General features: G+C 72.6%; 23 protein-coding genes. 12 read left to right on the top strand and 11 right to left on the bottom strand.

Annotated elements, in window-relative coordinates; translation table 11 throughout:
• Positions 1-12 precede the first annotated feature (12 nt).
• Genes ACH4TG_RS04255 through ACH4TG_RS04245 form a run of 3 tightly spaced genes read left to right on the top strand, consistent with a single transcriptional unit; the run spans position 13 to position 2,215 of the window.
• Positions 13-546, top strand: a complete 534-nt coding sequence (locus ACH4TG_RS04255; RefSeq protein WP_398240614.1) for a SigE family RNA polymerase sigma factor — start codon at positions 13-15, stop codon at positions 544-546.
• Positions 543-1,370 carry a hypothetical protein gene (locus ACH4TG_RS04250; RefSeq protein ID WP_398240613.1) on the top strand — a complete coding sequence of 276 codons (828 nt, stop codon included), beginning with the start codon at positions 543-545 and terminating at the stop codon, positions 1,368-1,370. The genes ACH4TG_RS04255 and ACH4TG_RS04250 overlap by 4 nt, the downstream gene beginning before the upstream one ends.
• Positions 1,371-1,384: 14 nt before the next feature.
• Entirely contained in the window at positions 1,385-2,215 is an 831-nt protein-coding gene (locus ACH4TG_RS04245) for a L,D-transpeptidase family protein (protein ID WP_398240612.1), read from the top strand.
• A 94-nt stretch (positions 2,216-2,309) separates the two neighbouring features.
• Here the strand turns inward: ACH4TG_RS04245 and metG are convergent, their stop codons facing one another.
• Positions 2,310-4,055 carry a methionine--tRNA ligase gene (gene metG / locus ACH4TG_RS04240; RefSeq protein WP_398240611.1) on the bottom strand — a complete coding sequence of 582 codons (1,746 nt, stop codon included), beginning with the start codon at positions 4,053-4,055 and terminating at the stop codon, positions 2,310-2,312.
• 234 nt (positions 4,056-4,289) lie between these two features.
• Here metG and ACH4TG_RS04235 point away from each other — a divergent pair, with 234 nt between their 5' ends.
• Positions 4,290-4,529, top strand: coding sequence for a DUF397 domain-containing protein (locus ACH4TG_RS04235; protein WP_398240610.1), 240 nt, complete (start codon positions 4,290-4,292; stop codon positions 4,527-4,529).
• 68 nt (positions 4,530-4,597) lie between these two features.
• Here the strand turns inward: ACH4TG_RS04235 and ACH4TG_RS04230 are convergent, their stop codons facing one another.
• A complete protein-coding gene (locus tag ACH4TG_RS04230) occupies positions 4,598-5,050 on the bottom strand; it encodes an ATP-binding protein (RefSeq protein ID WP_398240609.1) in 453 nt (150 codons plus the stop codon).
• A 202-nt stretch (positions 5,051-5,252) separates the two neighbouring features.
• Between ACH4TG_RS04230 and ACH4TG_RS04225 the strand changes: the two genes are divergently transcribed.
• The 4 genes from ACH4TG_RS04225 to ACH4TG_RS04210 all read left to right on the top strand — a co-directional run bounded on the left by ACH4TG_RS04225 (position 5,253) and on the right by ACH4TG_RS04210 (position 9,936).
• Entirely contained in the window at positions 5,253-6,119 is an 867-nt protein-coding gene (locus ACH4TG_RS04225; RefSeq protein ID WP_398240608.1) for a helix-turn-helix domain-containing protein, read from the top strand.
• Positions 6,120-6,198: 79 nt separating this feature from the next.
• Positions 6,199-7,695: an aldehyde dehydrogenase family protein gene (locus tag ACH4TG_RS04220; RefSeq protein WP_398240606.1), complete on the top strand. Its 1,497-nt coding sequence runs from the start codon at positions 6,199-6,201 to the stop codon at positions 7,693-7,695.
• 103 nt (positions 7,696-7,798) lie between these two features.
• A complete protein-coding gene (locus tag ACH4TG_RS04215; RefSeq protein ID WP_398240604.1) occupies positions 7,799-8,215 on the top strand; it encodes an anti-sigma factor antagonist in 417 nt (138 codons plus the stop codon).
• A 266-nt stretch (positions 8,216-8,481) separates the two neighbouring features.
• The gene (locus ACH4TG_RS04210; protein WP_398240602.1) at positions 8,482-9,936 is read left to right on the top strand and encodes an LCP family protein; all 1,455 of its coding nucleotides are present in this window, start codon (positions 8,482-8,484) and stop codon (positions 9,934-9,936) included.
• A 36-nt stretch (positions 9,937-9,972) separates the two neighbouring features.
• Here the strand turns inward: ACH4TG_RS04210 and ACH4TG_RS04205 are convergent, their stop codons facing one another.
• Positions 9,973-10,413 carry a PPOX class F420-dependent oxidoreductase gene (locus ACH4TG_RS04205; RefSeq protein ID WP_398240600.1) on the bottom strand — a complete coding sequence of 147 codons (441 nt, stop codon included), beginning with the start codon at positions 10,411-10,413 and terminating at the stop codon, positions 9,973-9,975.
• Between the two features lie 68 nt (positions 10,414-10,481).
• Entirely contained in the window at positions 10,482-11,318 is an 837-nt protein-coding gene (locus tag ACH4TG_RS04200) for an undecaprenyl-diphosphate phosphatase (protein WP_398240598.1), read from the bottom strand.
• 151 nt (positions 11,319-11,469) lie between these two features.
• Here ACH4TG_RS04200 and ACH4TG_RS04195 point away from each other — a divergent pair, with 151 nt between their 5' ends.
• Positions 11,470-11,874: a BlaI/MecI/CopY family transcriptional regulator gene (locus tag ACH4TG_RS04195; RefSeq protein ID WP_398240596.1), complete on the top strand. Its 405-nt coding sequence runs from the start codon at positions 11,470-11,472 to the stop codon at positions 11,872-11,874.
• A 72-nt stretch (positions 11,875-11,946) separates the two neighbouring features.
• Here the strand turns inward: ACH4TG_RS04195 and ACH4TG_RS04190 are convergent, their stop codons facing one another.
• Positions 11,947-12,903 (bottom strand): hypothetical protein, encoded by a 957-nt coding sequence (locus ACH4TG_RS04190; RefSeq protein WP_398240594.1) that lies wholly within the window; start codon positions 12,901-12,903, stop codon positions 11,947-11,949.
• A 91-nt stretch (positions 12,904-12,994) separates the two neighbouring features.
• Complete coding sequence (locus ACH4TG_RS04185; protein ID WP_398240593.1) at positions 12,995-13,525, bottom strand: hypothetical protein; 531 nt, start codon at positions 13,523-13,525, stop codon at positions 12,995-12,997.
• A gap of 196 nt (positions 13,526-13,721) precedes the next feature.
• On the opposite strand from ACH4TG_RS04185, the gene ACH4TG_RS04180 reads away from it, so the two are divergent.
• A complete protein-coding gene (locus tag ACH4TG_RS04180) occupies positions 13,722-14,507 on the top strand; it encodes a hypothetical protein (protein ID WP_398240591.1) in 786 nt (261 codons plus the stop codon).
• Between the two features lie 3 nt (positions 14,508-14,510).
• Here the strand turns inward: ACH4TG_RS04180 and ACH4TG_RS04175 are convergent, their stop codons facing one another.
• The 4 genes from ACH4TG_RS04175 to ACH4TG_RS04160 form a co-directional block, all read right to left on the bottom strand.
• A complete protein-coding gene (locus ACH4TG_RS04175) occupies positions 14,511-14,933 on the bottom strand; it encodes a type II toxin-antitoxin system PemK/MazF family toxin (RefSeq protein WP_398241174.1) in 423 nt (140 codons plus the stop codon).
• 338 nt (positions 14,934-15,271) lie between these two features.
• Positions 15,272-16,297, bottom strand: a complete 1,026-nt coding sequence (locus tag ACH4TG_RS04170; RefSeq protein WP_398240589.1) for an acetamidase/formamidase family protein — start codon at positions 16,295-16,297, stop codon at positions 15,272-15,274.
• Positions 16,298-16,399: 102 nt separating this feature from the next.
• Complete coding sequence (locus ACH4TG_RS04165) at positions 16,400-16,924, bottom strand: DUF3618 domain-containing protein (protein WP_398240587.1); 525 nt, start codon at positions 16,922-16,924, stop codon at positions 16,400-16,402.
• Complete coding sequence (locus ACH4TG_RS04160) at positions 16,921-17,358, bottom strand: phage holin family protein (RefSeq protein ID WP_398240586.1); 438 nt, start codon at positions 17,356-17,358, stop codon at positions 16,921-16,923. Before ACH4TG_RS04160 ends, ACH4TG_RS04165 begins: the two co-directional genes overlap by 4 nt.
• A 262-nt stretch (positions 17,359-17,620) precedes the next feature.
• Between ACH4TG_RS04160 and ACH4TG_RS04155 the strand changes: the two genes are divergently transcribed.
• Together ACH4TG_RS04155 and ACH4TG_RS04150 are read left to right on the top strand one after the other, a co-directional pair.
• Positions 17,621-17,968, top strand: coding sequence for a hypothetical protein (locus ACH4TG_RS04155; protein WP_398240585.1), 348 nt, complete (start codon positions 17,621-17,623; stop codon positions 17,966-17,968).
• Between the two features lie 80 nt (positions 17,969-18,048).
• Positions 18,049-19,059 (top strand): aldo/keto reductase, encoded by a 1,011-nt coding sequence (locus ACH4TG_RS04150; RefSeq protein WP_398240583.1) that lies wholly within the window; start codon positions 18,049-18,051, stop codon positions 19,057-19,059.
• A gap of 60 nt (positions 19,060-19,119) precedes the next feature.
• Here the strand turns inward: ACH4TG_RS04150 and ACH4TG_RS04145 are convergent, their stop codons facing one another.
• Entirely contained in the window at positions 19,120-21,813 is a 2,694-nt protein-coding gene (locus ACH4TG_RS04145) for a SpoIIE family protein phosphatase (protein WP_398240581.1), read from the bottom strand.
• Positions 21,814-22,502 lie beyond the last annotated feature (689 nt).

The raw sequence follows: 22,502 nt of genomic DNA, 5'->3' as shown, positions 1-22,502 counted from the left end.
CGTGTTCACCTTGTGTGGAGAGGACACACGGTGAGCGAACCCGGGTTCGAGGAGTTCGTGGCGGCCCGCGGCCCACGGCTGCTGCGGGTCGCCTGGCTGCTCACGGGCGACGCCCACCTCGCGGAGGACCTGCTGCAGACCGTGCTGGCCAGGCTCTGGCCGCGCTGGCACCGCCTCGCGGACGAGAACCCGGAGGCGTACGTCCGCAAGGCGCTGGTGCACACTCATGCCTCGTGGTGGCGCCGCCGCTGGCGCGGCGAGGTCCCGCACGGGGACCTGCCCGAACGGGCGGGCCCTGCCGACCCGTTCGCCGAGGTCGACCTGGAGCAGGCCCTGGCCGCGGCGATCCGCGCCCTGCCGGTGCGCCAGCGCTCCGTCGTGGTGCTGCGGTACTTCGAGGACCTGAGCGTCACGGAGACCGCGGCGGTCCTCGGCTGCTCGGAGGGCACCGTCAAGAGCCAGGCGGCCAAGGCACTGCGCACCCTGCGCGGGCGGCTGCCCGGCGCGGTGGACGCGGTCGGCGCGGAGCGCGGTGAGCGGCCGTGAACTCACCCGAACCCGCAGCCGGTTCCGCATCCGGGGCCCCTTCCCAGCCCGTAGCCGAGCCCGCTTCCGCACACGACGAGCGGGAGCAGGAGCAGGAACTGCGCGCCCTGCTGGAGCGCGCGGTGCCCCAACTTCCCGCACCCGCCCAGCGCCTGGAGTCCCTACGGGCCCGCCTGCGGCGGCGCCGCCGCAGGCGCGCGGCCGGGCTGTCCGGCGCCGCGGCGCTGGCCGTCGCCCTGGCCGCGCTGCTGGTCCCGGGCGTCGCCGGGCGGGGCCCCGTGCCCTCCACGGCGCCGGGCGGCCCCACGGCGATCGTGCCGCCGGCCTCCGGCGGCGGGCCCACCACGACCGGCGGCCCGGCGCCGACCGCCGACGCGTCGGTCCAGACACGGCACTTCGCCGACCTCGGCGGCCTGGACCTGCGGCTGCCGCGCGGCTGGCCGGTCCTCGCACCCGGCGGCTCGGCGACCGCGTGGGTGGCGTCCCAGGCGCTGGCCCTGCCCCAAGGCGGCTGCGCCAACGCGCTGGACGACTTCTGCACGCCGCTGCAGCGCGTCCTGGAGGGCGACGGGGTCCTGATCCAGCTGGCCTTCCAGCTCAACCAGGGCATGGCCGACAAGGCCCGCTTCCGCCACATCGAGGTCGGGAACGAGACCGTGGTCACCGCCTGCCGCTCGGTGGGCGGGACCGTCCAGTTGGGAACCCAGCTCACCGACCGGTCGGGATCCGCCGTGGTGGTCGTCGCGACGGCCTGCCTCTCCCACCCCGGACCCGCCCAACTGGCGCGCGTCCGCGACGTCCTGACGACCGCAGACTTCACGTGAAAGGCATGCTCCCCGTGCCCACCGCACCCCGTCCTGCCCCTGTACGCACCGAACCGGGCCGCGCCGGCCCGCCCGTCGCCCCCCGACGCGCGGCGGCGGCCGCGGCCCTGGCGGCCGCCGCCCTGCTGCTCACCGCCTGCACCGGGTCCGTCGACGGCGCCCGGCCGTCGCGGGTCGACGACGTGGCACCGCTGTCCACCGCCCAGCCCCCGGCGGGCCGCGCCGGCCGGGACGCCCCGGTCCCCCGGCCCGCGGCGCTGCCGGGCGTCGGCGCCCGGACCCTGGCCGGTGTCCCGGCGGACGCCCGTCAGGTGGTCCTGGTCACCGGGACCGGCCGCGACGCGACGACCGGGAAGGTCACGCTCTACCGGCGCGACCCGGCGGCCGGCTGGGTCGCCGCGAGCCCGGTCTGGCCGGCGCACAACGCCGCCCGGGGCTGGACGGACGAGCACCGCACCGGCGACCTGCGCAGCCCCGTCGGCGTCTACACCCTGACCGACGCCGGCGGCCGGCTCGCCGACCCGGGCACCCGCCTCACCTACGACCACGCCCCGATCGGCTTCACCGTCCGCGGCACCGGCGTCGAGGGCGAGCCGCTCAGGGGCGCCTTCGACTACGTGATCGCCATCAACTACAACCGCAAGCCGGGGATGTCGCCGCGCGACTGGACCCGTCCGCTGGGGCAGTCCCGCGGCGGCGGCATCTGGCTCCACGTGGACCACGGCGGCGCGACGCAGGGCTGCGTGAGCCTGCCCGCCGCGGCCATGCGGACGCTGCTGCGCACCCTGGACCCGTCGCTCCACCCCGTCGTGGTGATGGGCGACGCCGCCTCCCTGGCGCGCTGAGGGACACCGCCTCCCCGGCAAGCGCGCGAGAGGGCCGCCCCCCGTTTCAGGGGGCGGCCCTCTCACACGGTCGTACCGCGGCGGCGGCGCCGGCTCAGGCGGCCTGGTCCGGGTCGCCGCCGAAGCGCTCGACGTACGCGGCCAGGTCCTCGTCGGTGATCTTGGCGAAGAGCACCGGCGGGAGGGTGAACGGCGTCCCGGCCGGCACCGACGCCAGCGTGCGGGCCTCGTCCGCGGTCACCCACGCGGCGTCGTCGGCCGGAAGCGCGAACGCGCCGCGCATGGCCTTCGCCGACGCCGGGATGAACGGCTCGGAGACGATCGCGTACAGGTGGATGAGGTTCATCGCGGTGCGCAGCGTCAGCGCGGCGCCGTCCGGGTCGGTCTTGATCGCCATCCAGGGGGCCTTCTCCTCCAGGTAGGAGTTGCCCGCGCTCCACAGGGCGCGCAGCGCCTGCGCGGCCTTGCGGAACTGGAGGGTGTCCAGGTGCGACTCGTACTCCGCCAGGAGCCCGGCCACCTGCTCGCCGAGCTTCGCCTCCGCGGCGCCGGCCGGCGCGCCCGCCGGCACCTCGTCGCCGAACCGCTTGCGGGAGAAGGACAGCACCCGGTTGACGAAGTTGCCGAGGGTGTCGGCCAGGTCCTTGTTCACCGAGGAGGCGAACAGCTCCCAGGTGAAGGACGTGTCGTCGGACTCCGGCGCGTTCGCCATCAGGAAGTAGCGCCAGTAGTCGGCCGGCAGCAGGTCGAGCGCGGCGTCGGTGAAGATGCCGCGGCGCTGCGAGGTGGAGAACTTCCCGCCGTAGTAGTTCAGCCAGTTGAAGGCCTTGACGTAGTCGACCTTCTTCCACGGCTCGCGGGTGCCCAGCTGCGTCGCCGGGAACATCACGGTGTGGAAGGGGACGTTGTCCTTGGCCATGAACTGGGTGTAGCGGACCGGGTGGTCACCGCCGTCCGCCTCGTACCACCACGACTTCCAGTCGCGGTCCTCCGGCGCCGTGTCCTGCGCGGCGTCGGCCCATTCCTTGGTGGAACCGATGTACTCGATCGGAGCGTCGAACCAGACATAGAAGACCTTGCCCTCGGCGGCCAGTTCGGGCCAGGTGTCGGCCGGGACAGGGACGCCCCAATCGAGGTCGCGGGTGATGGCCCGGTCCTGGAGCCCCTCGGTGAGCCACTTGCGGGCGATCGACGAGGCGAGGGTCGGCCAGTCGGCGCTGTTGGCGTCGATCCACGCCTCGACCTCGCCGGCCAGCTTCGACTGCAGGAGGAACAGGTGCTTGGTCTCCCGGACTTCCAGCGCGCTGCTCCCGCTGATCGCCGACCGCGGGTCGATCAGGTCGGTCGGGTCCAGCACCCGGGTGCAGTTCTCGCACTGGTCCCCGCGCGCCTTGTCGTACCCGCAGTGCGGGCAGGTGCCGACGATGTAGCGGTCGGGCAGGAAGCGCTCGTCGGCCAGCGAGTACACCTGGCGGACGGCGCGCTCCTCGATGAAGCCGTTGGCGAAGAGGCGGCGGGCGAAGTGCTGGGTGATGTCCCGGTTCTCCGCGGAGGAGCTGCGGCCGAAGTGGTCGAAGGACAGCTCGAAGCCGTCGTAGATCGCCTTCTGGGCGTCGTGCGCCTGCGCGCAGAAGACGTCGACGGGCAGCCCGGCCTCCTTTGCGGCCAGTTCCGCGGGGGTGCCGTGCTCGTCGGTGGCGCAGATGTAGAGGACGTCGTTCCCGCGCTGCCGCAGGTACCTCGCGTACACGTCCGCCGGGAGCATGGACCCCACCATGTTGCCCAGGTGCTTGATCCCGTTGATATAGGGCAGGGCTGATGTGATGAGGTGACGAGCCATTGCAGGCTGCTCCCAATTCGTTGCACGGAGTGAGTAATTCGTCTACGGACCGTCAATATCGTATCCGACCGCACGGGGGTGACTGACGGGTTTTCCCGCCGGTGACCGGCCGCTGAACGCGGGCCCGCAGATCACGCGGAGTGACTGCACGTGCACATGCACGTGCACATGCACGTGCTCTTTCTTCGAGTTATCATCTCCCGTACCAGCCAAGGCACTTATGGGGAGTGACTGATGCGCCGGACGCAGAATGGAATGTCGGCGGAAGACCTTACGGGGGTCGTCTGGCAGAAGAGCCGTCACAGCAATGCCAATGGCACGTGCATGGAGTTCGCCGCACTGCCGGGCGGCGAGGTGGCCGTGCGCAATTCGCGCTTTCCGGACGGGCCCGCGCTGATTTACACGCAGGCGGAGATCGAGTCGATGATCATCGGTGTGAAGGCCGGTGAGTTCGACCACCTCGCCGGCGGCTGATCACCGGACGTGCGCTTTCGCCCGGAGTTCCGCCCGGAGTTCCGGGGCGTCCGTTCCGGCGTTCCGCCTCAGTGGGGTCCGGGGGCCAGGAACAGCGCCCAGACCACCTTTCCCGTGCCGCTGAGCGGGTGCCAGCCCCAGTTCTCGCTGAACGAGTCCACCAGGTGCAGGCCGCGGCCGGTCTCGGCGACGTAGTCGGGGTCCTTGGCGATCGGCGCCGTCACGCTGGGGTCGCGCACCGCGCACACCACGCGGGACGTCCAGCGGACCAGGCTCAACCGCACCGGCGCGCCCGGTGTGCCGACCGGCACGGCGTAGCGCAGCGCGTTGGTCACCAGCTCGGAGGCGACCAGTTCGATCGAGTCGCGCAGGATGCCCAGATCCCAGCGCTGCAGGGTCGCGCGGGTGAAGTGGCGCGCCTGGCGCACCGACTCCAGCGCGGCGGGCAGCTCGCAGGTGGCCCCGTTGGCCTCGGCGAGCTCCTCCGGTGCGAGCACTCCCTGCCATAACGGTTCCAGCACAGCTGTTGCCTCTGCCCTCATGCGAGCCCCCGAGGTATCTGCACAGCCACCATGCTCATGGATCAGTACCCCGGGTTGCAAGAGCGTCTGCACGTGCATCTGCAAGGAATTGATGCACGTGACGATGGAGAGTGACCGAATGGGTACTGCGCGCAGTCCATTAGTGGCAGACTGCTGATGAACCAAGGGCGGAGCGTGACCTATGAGCGCAGGGCAGCCGGGAGGCGGCTCCATCGTGCGGCGAATGCTGCTCGGCGCGCAGCTGCGGCGGCTGCGTGAGTCCCGGGGCATCTCCCGGGAGGACGCGGGCTACTCGATCCGGGCCTCCGAGTCGAAGATCAGCCGCATGGAGCTGGGCCGCGTCTCCTTCAAGGAGCGTGACGTCGCCGATCTGCTCACGCTCTACGGGGTGACCGAGGAGCCCGAGCGGCTCGCCCTGCTCGGCCTGGTCCGCGAGGCCAACGCGGCCGGCTGGTGGCACGGTTACGGCGAGGTCATGCCGACCTGGTTCCAGACGTACGTCGGGCTGGAGGAGTCCGCCGCCCTCATCCGCACCTTCGAGGTGCAGTTCGTGCACGGCCTGCTGCAGACCGAGGAGTACATAAGGTCGGTGATCCGGCTCGGCCACCCCGAGGGGGCCGAGCCCTGGGTGGAGCGCCGCGTGGGCCTGCGCCTGGAGCGGCAGAAGCTGCTGGTCTCCGAGCGCGCGCCGCACTTCGTCGCGGTGATGGACGAGGGCGCGCTGCGCCGCCCGTTCGGCGGCCCGGACCTGATGCGCGACCAGGTCCGCCACATCCTGGAGACCGCCGAGGCGCCCAACGTGGACGTCCGCATCCTGCCGTTCGCCACCGGCGGGCACCCCGCGGGCGGCGGCGCCTTCACCCTGCTGAGCTTCCCCGAGTCGGACCTGCCCGACCTCGTCTACCTGGAGCAGCTGACCGGCGCGCTCTACATCGACAAGCACGACGAGGTCGTGGAGTACACGCGGGCGATGGACGCCCTGGACCGGATGGCCCTCAACACCGCCGACTCCCTTGACTGGTTGCACGCCTTCCAGCGTGAGCTCTGACCCGGTACCCGCGGTGACCCCGCACCGGACGTGACGCGACACCGGCTGTGACCCGGCAGGACCCGACGAAAGGGACGGTGTGACCTTCTTCTCCGAACTGGCCCAGCAGTACATAGCCGGACAGTGGCGGCCCGGCTCCGGATCCTGGGACATCGTCGACTTCGACCCCTACAGCGGCGACAAGCTCGCCTCCATCACGGTGGCCACCGTCGCCGAGGTGGACGAGGCGTACCGCGCGGCCCAGACGGCGCAGCGGGCGTGGGCGCGGGTCGGCCCCTACGCGCGCAGGGCGGTCCTGGAGCGGGCGCTGCGGATCGTGGAGGAGCGCGAGGAGGAGATCACCGGGGCGATCGTGGCCGAGCTGGGCGGCACCCGCCTCAAGGCCGGCTTCGAGCTCTCGCTGGCCAAGGACATGCTGCGGGAGTCCATGGCGCTCGCCCTGCGCCCCGAGGGCCGGCTGCTGCCCTCCCCGGTCGACGGCAAGGAGAACCGGCTGTACCGGCTGCCGGCCGGTGTCGTCGGCGTCATCAGCCCGTTCAACTTCCCGCTGTTCCTCGGCCTGAAGTCGATCGCCCCCGCGCTGGCGCTGGGCAACGGCGTGGTGCTCAAGCCGCACCAGTGCACCCCGGTCGTCGGCGGCACCCTGATCGCCAGGATCTTCGAGGACGCCGGCCTGCCGCCGGGCCTGTTCAACGTGGTGCTCACCGACATCGCCGAGATCGAGGACGCCTTCCTGGAGCACCCGGTGCCGCGGGTGATCTCGTTCACCGGCTCCGACCGGGTCGGCCGCCGGGTGGCCACCGTGGCCGGCGCGCACCTCAAGCGCTGCGTGCTCGAACTCGGCGGCAACAGCGCCCTGGTGGTGCTGGACGACGCCGACCTGGACTACGCGGTGGACGCCGCGGTGTTCAGCCGCTTCGCGCACCAGGGCCAGGTGTGCATGGCGGCCAACCGGATCCTGGTGGACCGGCGGGTGGAGCGGGAGTTCACCGAGAAGTTCGTCGCCCGGGTCGCGGCGCTGCGGGTCGGCGACCCGGCCGACCCCGCCACCGACATCGGGCCGCTGATCAACGCCACGCAGGCCGAGCACGTCACGCAGGCGGTCGCCGAGGCCCTCGCGGGCGGTGCCACCGCGCTGCTGCACGGCGAGGCCGAGGGGACCCTGGTGCCGCCCACGGTGCTGGCCGGGCTGCCGCCCGAGGCGCCGATCCTGCGGCGCGAACTGTTCGGCCCCGTCGTGCTGCTGGTGCCGTTCGACGGCGACGACGAGGCGGTGCGGATGGCGAACGACACGCCGTTCGGCCTGAGCGGCGCGGTGCACACCGCGGACATCGAGCGCGGCGTGCGGTTCGCGCACCGCGTCGAGACCGGCATGATCCACGTCAACGACGGCACGATCGCCGACGAGCCGGGCGTGCCGTTCGGCGGCGAGAAGGCGTCGGGCCTCGGCCGGCTGAACGGCGACGCGACCCTCGAAGCCTTCACCACCCTGAAGTGGATCTCGATCCAGCACGGCCGGACGCCATTCCCCTTCGCACCGCGCGCCCCCGAGAGCGATCTTCACTCCGCGGGGTGAATATGGCGCCCTGATGCCCCGGGCGCCCTCCCCGGTGACGCTCTGCTTCCCCTACGGTTACTGCAGGTCACGTCAGGGGCCGACGGTACGAGGGGGGCGTGGGGTGCACCACGACGGGGAGCAGCGGCCGGAGTACGCCCGGCGCCTGGCCGAGAGCATTCCGCATCCCACGCCGTACGCCAGGACCTACCGGGTGCAGGCGATCACGGTCGTGGAACTGACCGGCGAGATCGACCTGGGCGCGGCCGAGGACGTCGGCGTGCATCTGGCGGCCGCCGCGCAGCGGCCGGCGCCGCTGCTGGTGGTGCTCGACCTGTGCGGGGTGGAGTTCATCGACTGCTTCGGCCTGTCGCTGCTGCTGCGCGCCCGGCGCCGGGTGCTCGACCGGGGCGGCCGGGTCAGGATGGCCTGCGACCACCCGGCGACCCGCCGGCTGCTCGCGATGACCGGTCTGGACGGCGTTTTCCGCCCGTTCCGCACCCTCGACGAGGCGCTGAGCCAGGAACCCGCGGAGAGTTGACCGCGGGCGGGGCGAGCGGCCGGCGGGAAAAGCCGGTGGATACAAGGACAGTGACGGCCATTCCGTAGATACCGGAAAGAACGCCGGCGGCGTCACGCATCTCACATTCGGTGGACGGCCGAATTCCAGCGGGTACGGTGGCTGGCCGGGCCGGGAGCCCGCCACCGGGTCGTGTGTGACCGGAGTCATACATTCGCCCGGCTTTCCAGTGATAGACGTTGGGGCTTCGCCGTGGCTGCGTGAGCCGCCGGACCGAAGGTGTGGGAATGGGCGTTCGTGGGCTGAAGCGCAAGCGGAGCCGCAAGCGCTGGATCATCGGTATTGCCGTGGGCCTTGTGGTGCTGGTGGTCGGCGGGGCGGGTGCGGTTTACCTCAAGCTGAACGCCAACATCTCCACGTTCGACTCGTCCGGGCTCAGCAAGAACCGGCCCCAGGCGGCGAAGGCGGACGCCAACGGCAACAAGCCGGTGAACGTCCTGCTGATCGGCTCCGACACGCGCTCCGGCGAGAACGGCAAGCTCGGCGGTTCGGCCTCCGGCGCGATCGGCCGCTCGGACACCACGATCCTGTTGCACGTCTACCCCGACCACAAGCACGCGGTGGGCATATCCATACCCCGCGACTCGCTGGTGGACATACCGCCGTGCCTGCTGCCGGACGGCAAGTGGTCCGCGGACCAGCCCAGCGCGATGTTCAACTCGGCCTTCTCCATGGGCAACACGGCCAAGGGCAACCCGGCCTGCACCCAGAACACCATCGAGAAGCTGACCGGCCTGCGGGTCGACCACACGATGGTCGTCGACTTCGCCGGCTTCGCGGCCATGACCTCCGCCGTCGACGGCGTCGAGGTCTGCGTGCCGAACAACCTGTACCAGGGGGACATGAACCCCAACCTCGGCTACAAGGGCAAGCTCGTCCTCCCGGCCGGGATGCAGAAGCTGGCCGGGCAGAAGGCCCTGGACTACGTCCGGGTCCGGCACGGCGTCGGCGACAACTCCGACGTGGGCCGGATGATGCGCCAGCAGGCGTTCCTGTCCGCCCTGATCGCCAAGATCAAGGGCCAAGGCATGAACCCGACGACGCTGCTGCCGCTGGCCGACGCGGCCACCAAGTCGCTCACCGTCGACCCGGGGCTCGGCAGCGCCGCGAAGCTGATCTCGTTCGGCATGTCGCTGAAGAACGTCGACCTGAAGAACATCCAGTTCGTCACCGCGCCCTGGAAGTACGCCGGCTCGCGCATCGACCTCGTCCACCCCGACGTCGACGACCTGTTCGCCGAGCTGCGCGCCGACCGCACCCTGGACGGGATCAACGCCTCCGGCAAGGTCGAGCCGAAGCCCACGCCCGCTCCGGTCGTCGACGGCACCGGTGTCGCCGTGAACGTCTTCAACGGCACCACCACCGACGGCCTCGGCGCCAAGGCGGCCGACAAGATCAAGGCCGACCACTTCACCGTGAACGGCACCAGCACGGCCCGCTCCCAGGACCACGCCACCACCCGCATCGAGTACGGCTCGGCCCACCAGGCGGACGCCCAGAACCTGGCGAAGCTGTTCCCCGGCGCCCAGTTGGTGCCGCTGAATGTCACCGGCATCAACCTGGTCGTCGGCCAGGACTACGCGAAGTCCGCCACCGCCACCCCCAAGGCCCTCCCCAAGAGCCTCACCCAGCAGGCCCGCACCGCCGCCTCCAACCCCTGCTCCAAGCTCTCCTACGGCTGAGCGGCCGCAGCGCGGGGGCGCCGGTCGGTGGTGGGGTCAGGAGGAGATGGCGCGTTGGGCGGTGACGCGGTCGATACGGGCGCGGACCAGGTACTCGCCGGGGACGGCGTTGCGCGCGCCGTACTCCTCGCCGAGTTCGGGGCCCATGTAGCGGGTGGCGATCGCCACGGCCCACGGCTTCGCCAGGCCGACGTCCTCGATGAGCTCGGCGGTGCACTCCAGGAGGACGAAGGAGTACGGCGGCTGCTGGTCGTCGACGCACAGGGCGAAGTGCGGGTCGCGCCGCAGGGCCCGGCCCTTGAGCGAGTCGCGGCCGGTGTTCCAGACCACCCGGACGTCGTCCGGATCCGTCTCGTCCAGCACGAACCAGATGGGCGTCACATGGGGACGCCCGTCCTTCCGCGTCACCGCGAGCTTTCCCGTGCGGGTGCCGTCGAGGACGAACGCCCGCCACTCCGCGTCGCTCATGATCTCCATCCCCCCAGGCTAGGTCCCGGGCCGGCGCGGCCCGGTGACGCCGCGCCCGGGGGGCGGCGGGTGCCCGCTCAGGCCGAGAGGACGCCCGTGCCGAGCAGGCCCATGAGGACGACGCCGATGAGGATGCGGTAGCCGACGAAGGCGTTGAGGGAGTGGTTGGCCACGAACTTCAGCAGCCAGGCGATCGAGGCGTACGCCACGATGAACGAGATGACGGTGCCGACGATCAGCGGCCCGGCGCCCGCGCCGGTGCCCAGCGCGTCCTTGAGCTCGTACAGGCCGGCGCCGGTGAGCGCGGGGATGCCGAGGAAGAAGGACAGCCGGGTGGCGGCCAGCCGGTCCAGGTCGCGGATGAGCGCGGTGGAGATGGTCGCGCCCGAGCGGGAGAAGCCGGGGAACAGCAGCGCGAGGATCTGCGAGGAGCCGACGACCATCGCGTCCTTGAGGTCGGTGTCGTCCTCGCCGCGCTTGTGGCGGCCCATCTGGTCCGCGGCCCACATGAACCCGCTGCCCACGATCAGGGACGCGGCGACCACCCACAGGGAGGCCAGCGGCCCGTCGATCAGCGGCTTGGCGGCGAGCCCGACGACGACGATCGGGAGCGTCGCATAGATGACCCACCAGGCGAACTTGTAGTCGTGGTGGTACCGCTCCTCCTTGTTGCCCAGGCCGCGGGCGAACGCGGTGACGATCCGCGCGATGTCCTTGAAGAAGTACGCGAGGACCGCCCCGATCGCCCCCACCTGGATGACGGCGGTGAAGCCGACGACCGCCTTGTCGTCGACCGGGATGTTCATCAGGCCCTCGGTGATCTTGAGGTGCCCGGTGGAGGAGACCGGCAGGAACTCGGTCACGCCCTCGACCACACCGAGCACCGCGGCCTGTCCGATACTGATCGCGCTCAAGGGGGAGTCCGTCCCGGGAGGTTCGCGCCCGTCCCGGGATTCCGGCGGGCGGTGCGGCGAGCGGGCCGTGTGGCACACTCGTGCTGCTGTGTCTACAGTCGCGTAGATGGTCTACGCGACTCTAGGCGACGGGCAGAGGGGAGGCCAAGTCGTGACAACGGACGCATCACGCGCCGCGGACGGCACGCCGCCCCGCCGCAAGGCCAACGGCGTCCTGGCCGCCGAGGTCCTGGACGTCCTGCAGTCCGCGGGGGAGCCGCTCACGCCCGCCGAGGTGATGACCCGCCTCCCGGAGGACCTCGCCTACAGCACCGTGGTGACGACCCTCTCACGGCTCTACGGCAAGGGCGTACTCGTCCGCGCCCCGCGTGGCCGCGCCTACGCCTACGCGCCGATCGCCGACCCGCCGGGCCTGGCCGCCCGCCGGATGCGGCAGACGCTGGAGGGCGAACCGGACCACGCCACGGTGCTCCTGCGGTTCGTGGACGACCTCACTCCCGACGACGAGTCGCTGCTGCGCCGGTTGCTCGGCGCCGGCCCCGCCACCCCTAGGTGAGCGGCGCGGCCGGCGGGCGGTGAGCCCGCGGCCGCGCCTTTCCGTGCGGGGCACGGCCGTTGCGGGCCAGCGTCAGGCGACGTGCAGCGTCAGCGCGGCGGTGTGCAGCACCCCGCCGGTGCGGAACTGCAGGAACAGCCGCCAGTCGCCCGGCTTCTGCAGTTCCGCGTGGAAGGACAGCTGCGGGCCGCCGCGACCGGCCTTCACCGGCGTGGCCGGGTGCAGGTGCGCGAACGCCATGTCACCCGCGTGGAACGCCGTCAGGTGCGCGTACGTGCCCAGGTACGGCTCCAGGTCCTTGACCGGCGCGCCGTTCCGGGTGAACCGCACGGTCAGCGGGTGCGCCGCGCCGCCCGCAGGATCGCCGTTGACGGTCACCGTGTACCCGTCGGCCTCGACCGCCGGGGCCGCGGCGGGCAGCGCGACGCTCGTGCCGCGCCCCGGCACGGTCACCGGGCGCGACAGCACCACGTCGTGGCCCGCGCCCGGCCCGGACGCGGGCGTGAACGTCGCGTACAGCCGCCAGTGCCCCGGGGCGAGCGCGGCCAGGTCCGCCGTCCAGCGGCCGTTCGCGGCCATCACCGGGTGGACGTGCTGGAACCCGGTCAGGTCGGAGCGGACGGCGTAGAAGTGCAGCCGCTCGGTCTGCTCGACGGCGAAGTCCGTGACGGGCATCCCGTCGGCGCCGGTCACCGAGAACCGGTAGCGGGCGGGCGCGCCCGTGGGCAGCGAGGCCGTCGTCGCGACCAGGCGGTAGCCGTCCTGGACATCGCTGAGGCCGTCGCCGGGACTGCCGTCCGCCATGCCGGGCATCCCCGACATTCCCGGCATCGAGGCGGTGCCGGAGTGGTCGGGCGACGTGGAGACGGACGGGGCCGTGGTGGCGTGGGCCGTGCCGGAGCCGTGGTCCATGCCGGGCATCGAGGAGTGCGGGGTGCCGCCGGAGGAGCCGCAGGCGGCGAGGACGGCGGTGAGGGCGGCCGCGCCGGCGAGGGCGCGCAGCGCGGCGCGGGGGGACGAACGGTGCATGCGAGTGGTCTTTCCCTAAGAGCGCGCCGCTCAGGGCGCGCGGGGTGAACGGGACGCGGGCCCGCGGCCGGTCGGCCGCGGGTCGGCGCCCTCACCTGCGCGCGACCGACACCTTGAGCAGCAACTCCCGCCCGCTGCCGGGCGGCCCGCGCCGCTCGGGCCCGGCCGCCGCCCCGGGCACGGCGGCGGGTGCGTGCGCGGACACGGTCACCACGGTGTGCGCCGCGGCCGGCGCGACGCGTTCGCGCACGGGCGTCGCGGTGCAGGTCCCGCCGGAGTGCACGGTGCCCGCGGCGCGGAGTTCGGCCTCCTGGGCCGGGGCGGTCCGCGCGGCGGTGTGCCGCGGGCCGGTGAGGGTGACCGGCGTTCCTGCGGCCGGTATCGCGGACCCGGCCATCGGCGTCGCATCGGGCGCCGGCGGCACGGCGGCGGGCCTGGCCGTGTGCCCGGCCATGGCCGTCGCCAGGGTGCCCGTGCCGGCGGCCGCCGCGGGGTCCGGGCTGTACGCCGTGTCGTGGCAGCCGGCCGCGGCCGCCGCCGGTGAGCCGTGCATCAGGAGCAGGCCCAGGAGCAGCGTCCAGAGGGCGGGCGCGCGGGTGCGGGCCGCGGTGCCACCCGTCATACCCGGCCTCCTGCCCTCGCACGGCCCGGGCCCGGCAGCGGCCCGCGCGCGCCCACGACGATACCCCGCCCGGGTATCTGCCGCACGGAAGGTCGGCCTCCCTCGTGTCCGCCGGAACGGCACAACTCGGTATCGGACACGGGCAGCCGGGGGCGCGACGGTTGCCGGCACAGTTTCGTCGGCCATACTTCTGGCCGTGGAGCAGCCCATAGGTCAGAACGTGAAGCCGACGACGCCAGCCGCCGGGACCGACCCGGCCTTCTTCCCCGGCCTCGTCCCGCCGCAGTCCGCCGCGCTCGGGGAGACCGGGAGCGGCCCGGAGGCAGACGGGGACGCGATCCCCGCCGCCCTGAGAGGGTCCGCCGGGCAGAAGCCCGCGCCCGCCAAGCCCGAGGAACCCGAGGCCGCGCAGCCCGACGAGGCCGCCGACGCCGACGACGCCACGGACACCGAGGAGACGACGGACACCGAGGAGGCAGCCGACGCGGAGAGCGCCGAGGACGACGAGGACGACGAGGACGCGGACGTCGACGACGGCAAGCCGGTGTTCGAGGTCTCCGACCGCCGCGCCGCGATCATCGCCGACCGCCGGGGTGTCACCTTCACCCTGGACGGGGAAACCGCCGAGTTCGGCTGGGACGAGATCGGCGCGGTGGAGATCGACACGCCGCGCTTCGGCAAGCGGTTCGGCGTGACCGTGTACACGTCCACGCGCCGCTGGTTCCAGTGCGACGTCGAGGCGCCGTCCCGCAGCGCGCTCAAGGAGTGGGCCGCGGAACTCGACGCGGTGCTCGACGCCCGCTTCGACGACGAGAAGCCCGAGACGGCCGACGAGCCCGACGAGGTGGACGGAGCCGAGGCCGAGGCCGCCGAGACGCCGGAGGTGGAGAAGCCCGCGAAGGCGGACGAGGACGAGCCGGCGGCCAAGGACGCCGAGGCCAAGGACGCCGAGGCCAAGGACTCCGCGTCCGCCGACGCCTGACGCTCACGACCAGCCGTACAGCTCCTTGAGGCGGTTGATGACCAGGTTGAACCGGCCGCGGTCGAGCGCGCACGCCTCACGGCGCATGCCCTGCTCGTGCAGCCGGATCACGCGGTCGAGGGACACCCAGGAGTCGCGGCCCTCGCGGTCCCACGGGCCGGCGCCGAGCGCGACCCACTCGCGGTCGTCGTCGTGCCGCTTGCTCGACAACTGCACGGCGAGCAGGGTCCCCCGGGCCTCGCGGGCCACCACGAGGACCGGGCGGTCCTTGCCCCGGCCGTCGTTCTCCTCGAACGGCACCCACGTCCACACGACCTCGCCGGGGTCAGGATCCCCGTCATGGGCGGGCGCGTACTCCGTACGCACCCGCCCCACCTCCCTCGGATCCGCCTCGGTCGTCGCATACGGCCCACTCGCACCCGGCAGTTCGGCATGGCTCTCACTGAATGTTGTCACCCGCCTGACGGTATCCCCCTTGATGAGGGGTGGGCTTTGCGGAGCGTGAAGGGTGTGGGTGGAGGTAGGGCGCAGGGTGAACGGATCGGCTGAACGTGATCGGTGCGGGCAGCTCGCAGCGTGAACGGATCGGCTGAACGTGATCGGTTGCCGTAGTCCGAAAAGTGGACGTCCTGGCCCTTATTGCCGCGCCCTCGCCTCCGGGCGCTTAGACCCGGTGTCCGCCGGTCGATCGTGCTCGCTCGCTCCTTCGTCGCTCACTGTGCGCGTTCTCCCTCTGGACACCGGCGGGCCCTTCGGCTCGGTCGCTACAAAAACGGGTGAGGCAGTTCCCCCGCCCTGGTGCGGAGGTGGTGGTGGAGGTCGCGGTGGGGGGTGCCTGGGGGGAGCCAGGCTTTGCGGATCTTGGAGACGGCCGTGTAGTTGGTGTCGCAGACGTTGGCGAGGGGGGACTCGCCGGCCTGGGTGAGGAACTGGTAGGCGTCGAGTTCGGCGAGCCCGTAGTCGCGTTCCAGCCAGCGGACCATGTCGAGTTGGGCGATCCGGAAGGCGTCCTCCAGGGGGCGTGCGGAGCCGGTGGTGATGATGTGGGTGTCGGACTCCAGGCGCGGCCAGGGGGTGGCGACGCCCTTGAGGAGTTCCACGATCACCACTGTGTTCATCGCGCACTCCACGGCGACCCCGCAGGTCTCGCCCTCGCCCTGCCGGGCGTGCCCGTCGCCGAGGCTGAGCAGCGCGCCCTCGACGTTGACGCCCAGGTAGCAGGTGGTGCCGGCACGCATCTCCGGGGTGTCCATGTTGCCGCCGTGGGCGTCGGGCACCAGCGCGGACCGCACTTCCAGGTTGGCGGGCGCGACGCCGACCGTGCCGTGCATGGGGTCCATCGGCAGTTCGAGGCGCAGGCCGTCCTCGCGGGTGGTGAACGCGCAGGTCCTGCGTTCGCGGTCCAGTTCCCACATCCACACCACCTCGGGCAGCGGCGGCTGCAGGGTGGCCGTGGTGTGGGTGGAGGTGAGCGCGCCGAAGAGCGGGACGGTGGTGGACGCCGCCCAGTCGCGGGCGGGTTCGACGGACACGAAGTGCACCGCGACGGTGTCGCCGGGCTCGGCGCCCTCGATGTGGAAGGGCCCGGTCTGCGGGTTCAGGAAGGGGAACTCGCAGACCTCCGAGACCAGGTCGCCGGCCGAGCGCACCCGCCCGGCGAAGCAGTCCTCGGTGTACAGGTCGAGCACGGTGCCGGGCGTGATGCGGGCGATCGGCGGCGCACCGCCGAACGTCCAGGCGTACTCGCCGGGTTGGGGCCGGACGGTGAGGATGCGCGGGTCGTCGCTCATGGCGGCCCAGGGTAGGGGCGGGCGGCGTCCCGGCGACAGAGGACGACGCCCGCCGGCCGGTTGCGGCGTTGAGCGGTCCGACTCCCCTCGCCCGTACCCCGGTTACGGATGGCGGGAGGCCCAGACGGCCGCGCCCGCCGTCGCCGCGGTCAGGCCGACGGCGGCGGCGCCGTAGGCCAGGCGTTCCTTGTCCTGCTGCCGGGTGAGCGTCAGGGTCGTGCCGGTGTCCTGGGTGTCGGCGACCCGGTGGGCGCCGGAGCCGTCCGCCGTGTGGCCGGCCCCCGCCGCCGTGGCGGCGGCGGTGCCGCCGCCCGCCGCCGGGGCCTCCTCCGCGGTGCCCTTGCCGCCGCGTCCGGCGGCGTGTCGGCCGTGCCGGCCGCCGTGGCCGGCGCCGTGCTTGACGCGGTCCGCGGCCTGTGCGGCCGCCGCCCTCGTCCGGTCCTCGGCGCGCTGGGCGCTCTGCCGGAACCAGGTCGCCGTCTCGGACGCCTTGGCCTTGGCCCGGCCGGGCACGTCCATCTTGGCGGCCAGTTCCTCGACGGTCTGGCCGAGTTGCTCGCGGGTCTCGGCGATCTGGCGTTCCAGCTCGGCCATGGCGGGATCGGTGTGGTGCTCGGCTTGGCTCATCGCTTCGCCCTTTCCTTGATCGTCGCCAGGTCGTCCTTCATGCTGTCGACCGCCTCACCGGGCACCGGCGGTACGGCGCGCTTGACCTCGAACCGGCCGGCGAGGGCGAGCAGCCCGCCGCACAGCAGTAGCCCGCCGCCCACGATGAGGGCCGCGGCCCACACCGAGAGGGGGATGGCGATCGCGGCGATCGCCGCGGTGATCAGCGCGGCGAGGCCGAAGAAGGCGAGCAGTCCGGCCGCGCCGAACAGGCCGCCGCCGATCCCCGCCCGCTTGCCCTTGTGGGTCAGCTCGGCCTGCGCGAGCTTCAGCTCCTGCCGGACCAGCGTCGACAGCTGCTCCGAGCCCTGTTTCACCAGGGTGCCGACCGAGCGCTCCCCGGCCTTGGTGTGGCCGTTGACGTGCCCGTTCGTGTGCCCGTTCACCTGCGCCACGGCTGCTCACCTCCGTCGCCGCCGGCCGGCGATGCCAGGGCCGGACGGGATATCCGCCTCGTGCGCGTATGACTCATACCGGACGGATAACCCGACCTTCGTGGGGCAAACCGCCCATCTTGGACCACGGAGGGTGCTCGACCGCGCGCGGTCGGTGGGGCGTTTGCGGCCGGATGACCCGGGCGTACGCTCGGCGGTGGAACGCCCGCAAAGGGTGCACCACCGGCATGAGCAGCCGAGTCGATCCGAGCGAGGTGCCTCGATGACGACGTCCGGCGCACGGCGCAACGCACAGGGGGAACGCGACGCGCGGCAGGAGGACATCCGGCACCGCCGGGCGCTGGTGCTCAGCGAGGTGGCCGCGGAGGGGACCGTCGGCCTGTCCCGCGTCCTGCGGCGGGCGATGTCCGACGACGACGACGCGGCGGCGATCCCGGTGTCGGCGCTGGTGCACGCGGTCCCCGGGATGACGGCGATGGACGGCTACGAGCTGATGGTGCGCGCCCACATCAACGGCGGCGACGTCGCGGGCGACCTCGACCCGGGCCAGCGGGTGGCGCTCCTCGAACTGGTCCGCATCACCGACCACATGCGCCGCGACCTCGGCTGAACTCCGCCCCGCCCGCGAGCCCGCGCCGTGGCGCGGGACTGCTTGCCATGAAGTGCGCTCCAAGGTGTTGGCTGACCGGCATGGAGTACACGCAGCTCGGACGCACCGGGCTCTCGGTCGGCCGCATCGTGCTGGGCACGATGAACTTCGGTGCGGAGACCGACGAACCCGGCAGCCACACGATCATGGACGCGGCCCTGGCCGCCGGCATCAACTTCTTCGACACCGCAAACATCTACGGCCGCGACGAGCACAAGGGCCTCACCGAGGAGGTCATCGGCCGCTGGTTCGCGCAGGGCGGCGGCAGGCGCGACAAGGTGGTGCTGGCCACCAAGCTCTACGGGAACGTCACCAACGACGGCCGCGCCTGGTACGAGCAGTCCTGGCCCAACCACGAGAAGCTGAGCGCCCTGAACATCCGGCGCGAGGTCGAGGCGAGCCTGCGCCGGCTGCAGACCGACCACATCGACATCTACCAGTTCCACCACATCGACCGGGCCACGCCGTGGGAGGAGATCTGGCAGGCGATCGACGTCCTGGTCCGGCAGGGCAAGATCCTCTACGCCGCCTCCAGCAACTTCGCCGGCTGGCACATCGCCCAGGCCAACGAGGCCGCGGCCCGGCGCGGCAGCCTCGGCCTGGTCAGCGAGCAGTGCCTGTACAACCTGGTGGAGCGCCGGGCCGAGATGGACGTCATCCCGGCCGCCCAGGCGTACGGCCTCGGCGTGATCCCGTGGTCGCCGCTGCACCAGGGGCTGCTCGGCGGCGCACTGCGCAAGGAGCGGGAGGGCGGCGGCTCGCGGACCTCCGCGGGCCGGTCCGCGGCGGGCCTGGCCGACCCGGCGGTCCGGGCGCAGGTGCAGGCGTACGAGGACCTGGTCGCGAAGCACGGCATGGAGCCCGGCGAGGTGGCCCTGGCCTGGCTGCTGACCCGTCCCGGCGTGACCGGCCCGATCGTCGGCCCGCGCACCGCCGGGCACCTGGAGTCGGCGCTGCGGGCGGTGGAGCTGAAGCTGCCCGAGGAACTGCTGGCCGGTCTGGACGAGATCTTCCCCGGTCCCGGCCCCGCGCCCGAGGCGTTCGCCTGGTGACACCCGGCCGCTGAGCCCCAGCCGGGCAGGGAGGGTGCCGGGTGCGGCCCGGCACCCTCCTCACAGGTCCTCGGACTCCATCAGGGTGTCGGCCAGGTCCGGGCCGAGTCCGCCCGGCGGGGAGTGCAGCAACTGCTCGGACCAGATGACCTTGCCGTCGTGGGTGTAGCGGGTCCCCCACCGGTTGGCGAGCTGCGAGACCAGGAAGATGCCGCGCCCGCCCTCGTCGGTGGTGGCCGCCCAGCGCAGGTGGGGCGAGGTGCTGCTGCCGTCGGACACCTCGCACACCAGCGTGCTGGCGTGCAGCAGCCGGACCCGGATCGGCGGGCTGCCGTGCCGGATGGCGTTGGTGATCAGCTCGCTGAGGATCAGCTCGGTGGTGAACCCGATGTCCGCCAGGCCCCACTCCTCCAGCTTGCGGCCGCAGGCCGCGCGGATCGGCGCGACGGCCGAGGCCACCGGCTCGACGTCCCACTCCGCGACCTGGCCCGGCTCCAGCAGCCGGGTCCTGGCCACCAGCAGCGCCACGTCGTCCGCGGGCCGGGACGCCAGCAGGTTGTCCGTCACCGCCTGGCAGATCTCGTCCGGACTGCGCCGGGCGTCCTCGGCGAGCACCGACCGCAGCCGCTCCAGGCCCGTCCCCAGGTCCTGCTCGCGGTTCTCCACCAGCCCGTTGGTGAACAGCACCAGCCGGGAGCCCTCCGGCAGCACCAGGTCGGTGGTCCGCACCGGGTGGCCGCCGACGCCCAGCGGCAGCGACACCGCCACCTCGGGGAACTCCACGTTCCCGTCCGGCAGCACCAGAGCCGGGCCGGGGTGCCCGGCCAGCGCGATCGCGCACTTGCCGCCCACCGGGTCGTACACCGCGTACAGGCAGGTGGAGCCGGTGATCTCGGTGCCGCTGGCCTCGCTGTCCAGCCGGGTCACCAGCTCGTCCAGCCGGCCCAGCACCTCCTCGGGAGGCAGGTCCAGGGCGGAGAAGTTGTGCACGGCCGTGCGCAGCCGGCCCATCGCGACGGCGGCCGGGATGCCGTGGCCCACCACGTCCCCGACGACCAGGGCGGTCCTGAACCCCGGCAGGGCGATCACGTCGAACCAGTCCCCGCCGACCCCGGCGTGCGCCGGCAGGTAGCGGAACGCGACGTCCAGGCCCGTGTGCTCCGGCAGGGTGCTCGGCAGCAGGCTGCGCTGCAGGCTCATCGCCATGCTGTGCTCGCGGGTGTACCGGCGGGCGTTGTCGATGCTCACCGCGGCGCGGGCGGCCAGCTCCTCGGCGAACGTCACGTCGTCCCGGTCGAACGGCGGCGAGCCCTCGCCGCGCCAGAACCCGGCCAGGCCCAGCACCACGCCGCGCGCCCGCAGCGGCACCGCGAGCATCGAGTGCACGCCCATCTCCACGATCCGCGCCGCGCCCGCCGGGTCCAGCGCCCGCCACTCCTGGGTGCCCTGCAGGTCCTCGGTGAGCAGCGGGCGGCCGTCGTCCAGGCTCCGCGCCTGCGGGCTCGCCGGGTCGAGCGTGAGGGACGAGCCGACGGGGTGCATCGGCGAGCCCTCGGGCTCCCCGGCCAGCGCGGTGCGCCGCAGCCGCCGCTCGGTGACGTCCGGCTCCTCGCCGCGGGTGACCGCCTCCAGCAGGTCGACGGAGACGATGTCGGCGAAACGCGGCACGGCGACCTGCGCGAGTTCCTGCGCGGTCGCCGTCATGTCCAGCGTGGTGCCGACGCCCACGCCCGCCTCGTACAGCAGTTGCAGCCGCTGCCGGGCGACCTCGACGCGGCCGGTGAGCGCGTACAGCTCGGTGGAGTCGCGCAGGGTCACCACGCTGCCGGGGAAGCCGCCGTACGGCGCGGTCGGCCGCTTGTTCACCACCAGCATGCGGTCGCCGGCCCGGTGCACGGCGTCGGTGACCTCCTCCTCCGACGTCAGCAGCTCCACCGTCCCGGGGTCCAGGCCCAGCTCCGCCACCGGCCTGCGCTCGACGTCCTGGGGCAGGCCGAGGACCCGCTTGGCCTCGTCGTTGGCGAGCACCACCCGGTCGTCGGTGCCGATCACCAGGACGCCCTCGCGGACGGCGTGCAGCACCGCGTCGTGGTGTTCGTACATCCGCGTGATGTCGGCCGGGCCCAGACCGCGGGTCTGGCGCAGCAGCCGCCGCGCCACCAGCCAGGTGCCGGCCGCCGCCACCACGACCGCGCCCGCCGCGCCGCCGAACAGCAGCGGCAGGTTGCCGCCGATGCTCTGCACGCGCTGGACCGTGATGTTCACCGAGACCACGCCCTTCGCGGTCCCGTCCGGCGCGAACACCGGCACCGCGGTGGCGATCGCCTGCGGCCCGGAGCCGCGCAGCGTGAACGTGACGCTGTTGCCCTCCAGCAACTGGGGGATCACGTGCACCCGCACGTAGTCCGGCTGGTGGTACACCGTGCCGATCTGCGACGGCTCGGGCGAGGTCAGCTGGACGCTGGAGGAGTTGAAGACGTTCACCGCGTCGACGCCGGTCGCGCCGCGGATCCGCTCGGCCTCCGGCTGCAGCACCTTCGAAGGATCGGGGCTGTCCAGGGCCGCGACCAGCCCCGGCGAGTTCGCGAACGACTCGGCCACGGCGCGGGTGACCCGCCGCGCGTCGGTGGTGTTGGCAGACTGCGCCTGCAACGCGAGCGCGGTCGACCCGATGCCGACCAGCAGCACCACGATGGCGATCTCCAGCAGGAACACCCTGCCGGCCAGGCTGCGCACGTTCAGCAGGGAACGCACGCCGCCGTAATGGCGCACGGCCGGGCCGTCGCGCTCGGCGCGCTCGCTCCGACGCCTGCGCCGCCTGGTCACCTTCCCTTCATAACACCTGCCCTACGGGGCTGCCTTTTTTTGCCGGCCTCTCGCCGCCGGGCCCTTAGACCCGGTGTCTGCCGGTCGATCGTGCTCGCCCCCCTCGTACCTCGGGGGCCTGCGCGCGTTCTCCCTCTAGACACCGGCGGGCCCTTTGGCTCGATGCCTACACGGAGCAACCGGGAGAATTGGTGCGGGCCTCTGGGGCACCCCAGACAGGTAGTCCAGGGTCACCCTGACAGCGAACCCGGGGACGTTCTGGATGTGCGGCCTTACCCGTTTTTGTAGCGACCGAGCCGAAGGGCGCGCCGCTGTCGAAAGGGAGAACGCGCGGAGTCCCGCGAGGTACGAGCGGGTCGAGCACGATCGACCGTCGACAGTGGATCTAAGCACCCGGAGGCGAGGGCGCGGCAATAAGGGGCCAGGACGTCCACTTTTCGAGCTGCCCGCACCGATCACGTTCAGCCGATCCGTCCACGTTGCGAGCTGCCCGCACCGATCACGTTCAGCTGATCCGTTCACGTTGCGAGCTGCCCGCACCGATCACGTTCAGCTGATCCGTTCACGTTGCGAGCTGCCCGCACCGATCACGTTCAGCTGATCCGTTCACGTTGCGA

It is taken from the genome of Streptomyces sp. NPDC020917, assembly GCF_044333795.1.
In the GTDB taxonomy this organism is placed as follows: Bacteria; Actinomycetota; Actinomycetes; order Streptomycetales; family Streptomycetaceae; genus Actinacidiphila.
This window is presented reverse-complemented; position numbering and strand designations above follow the sequence as displayed.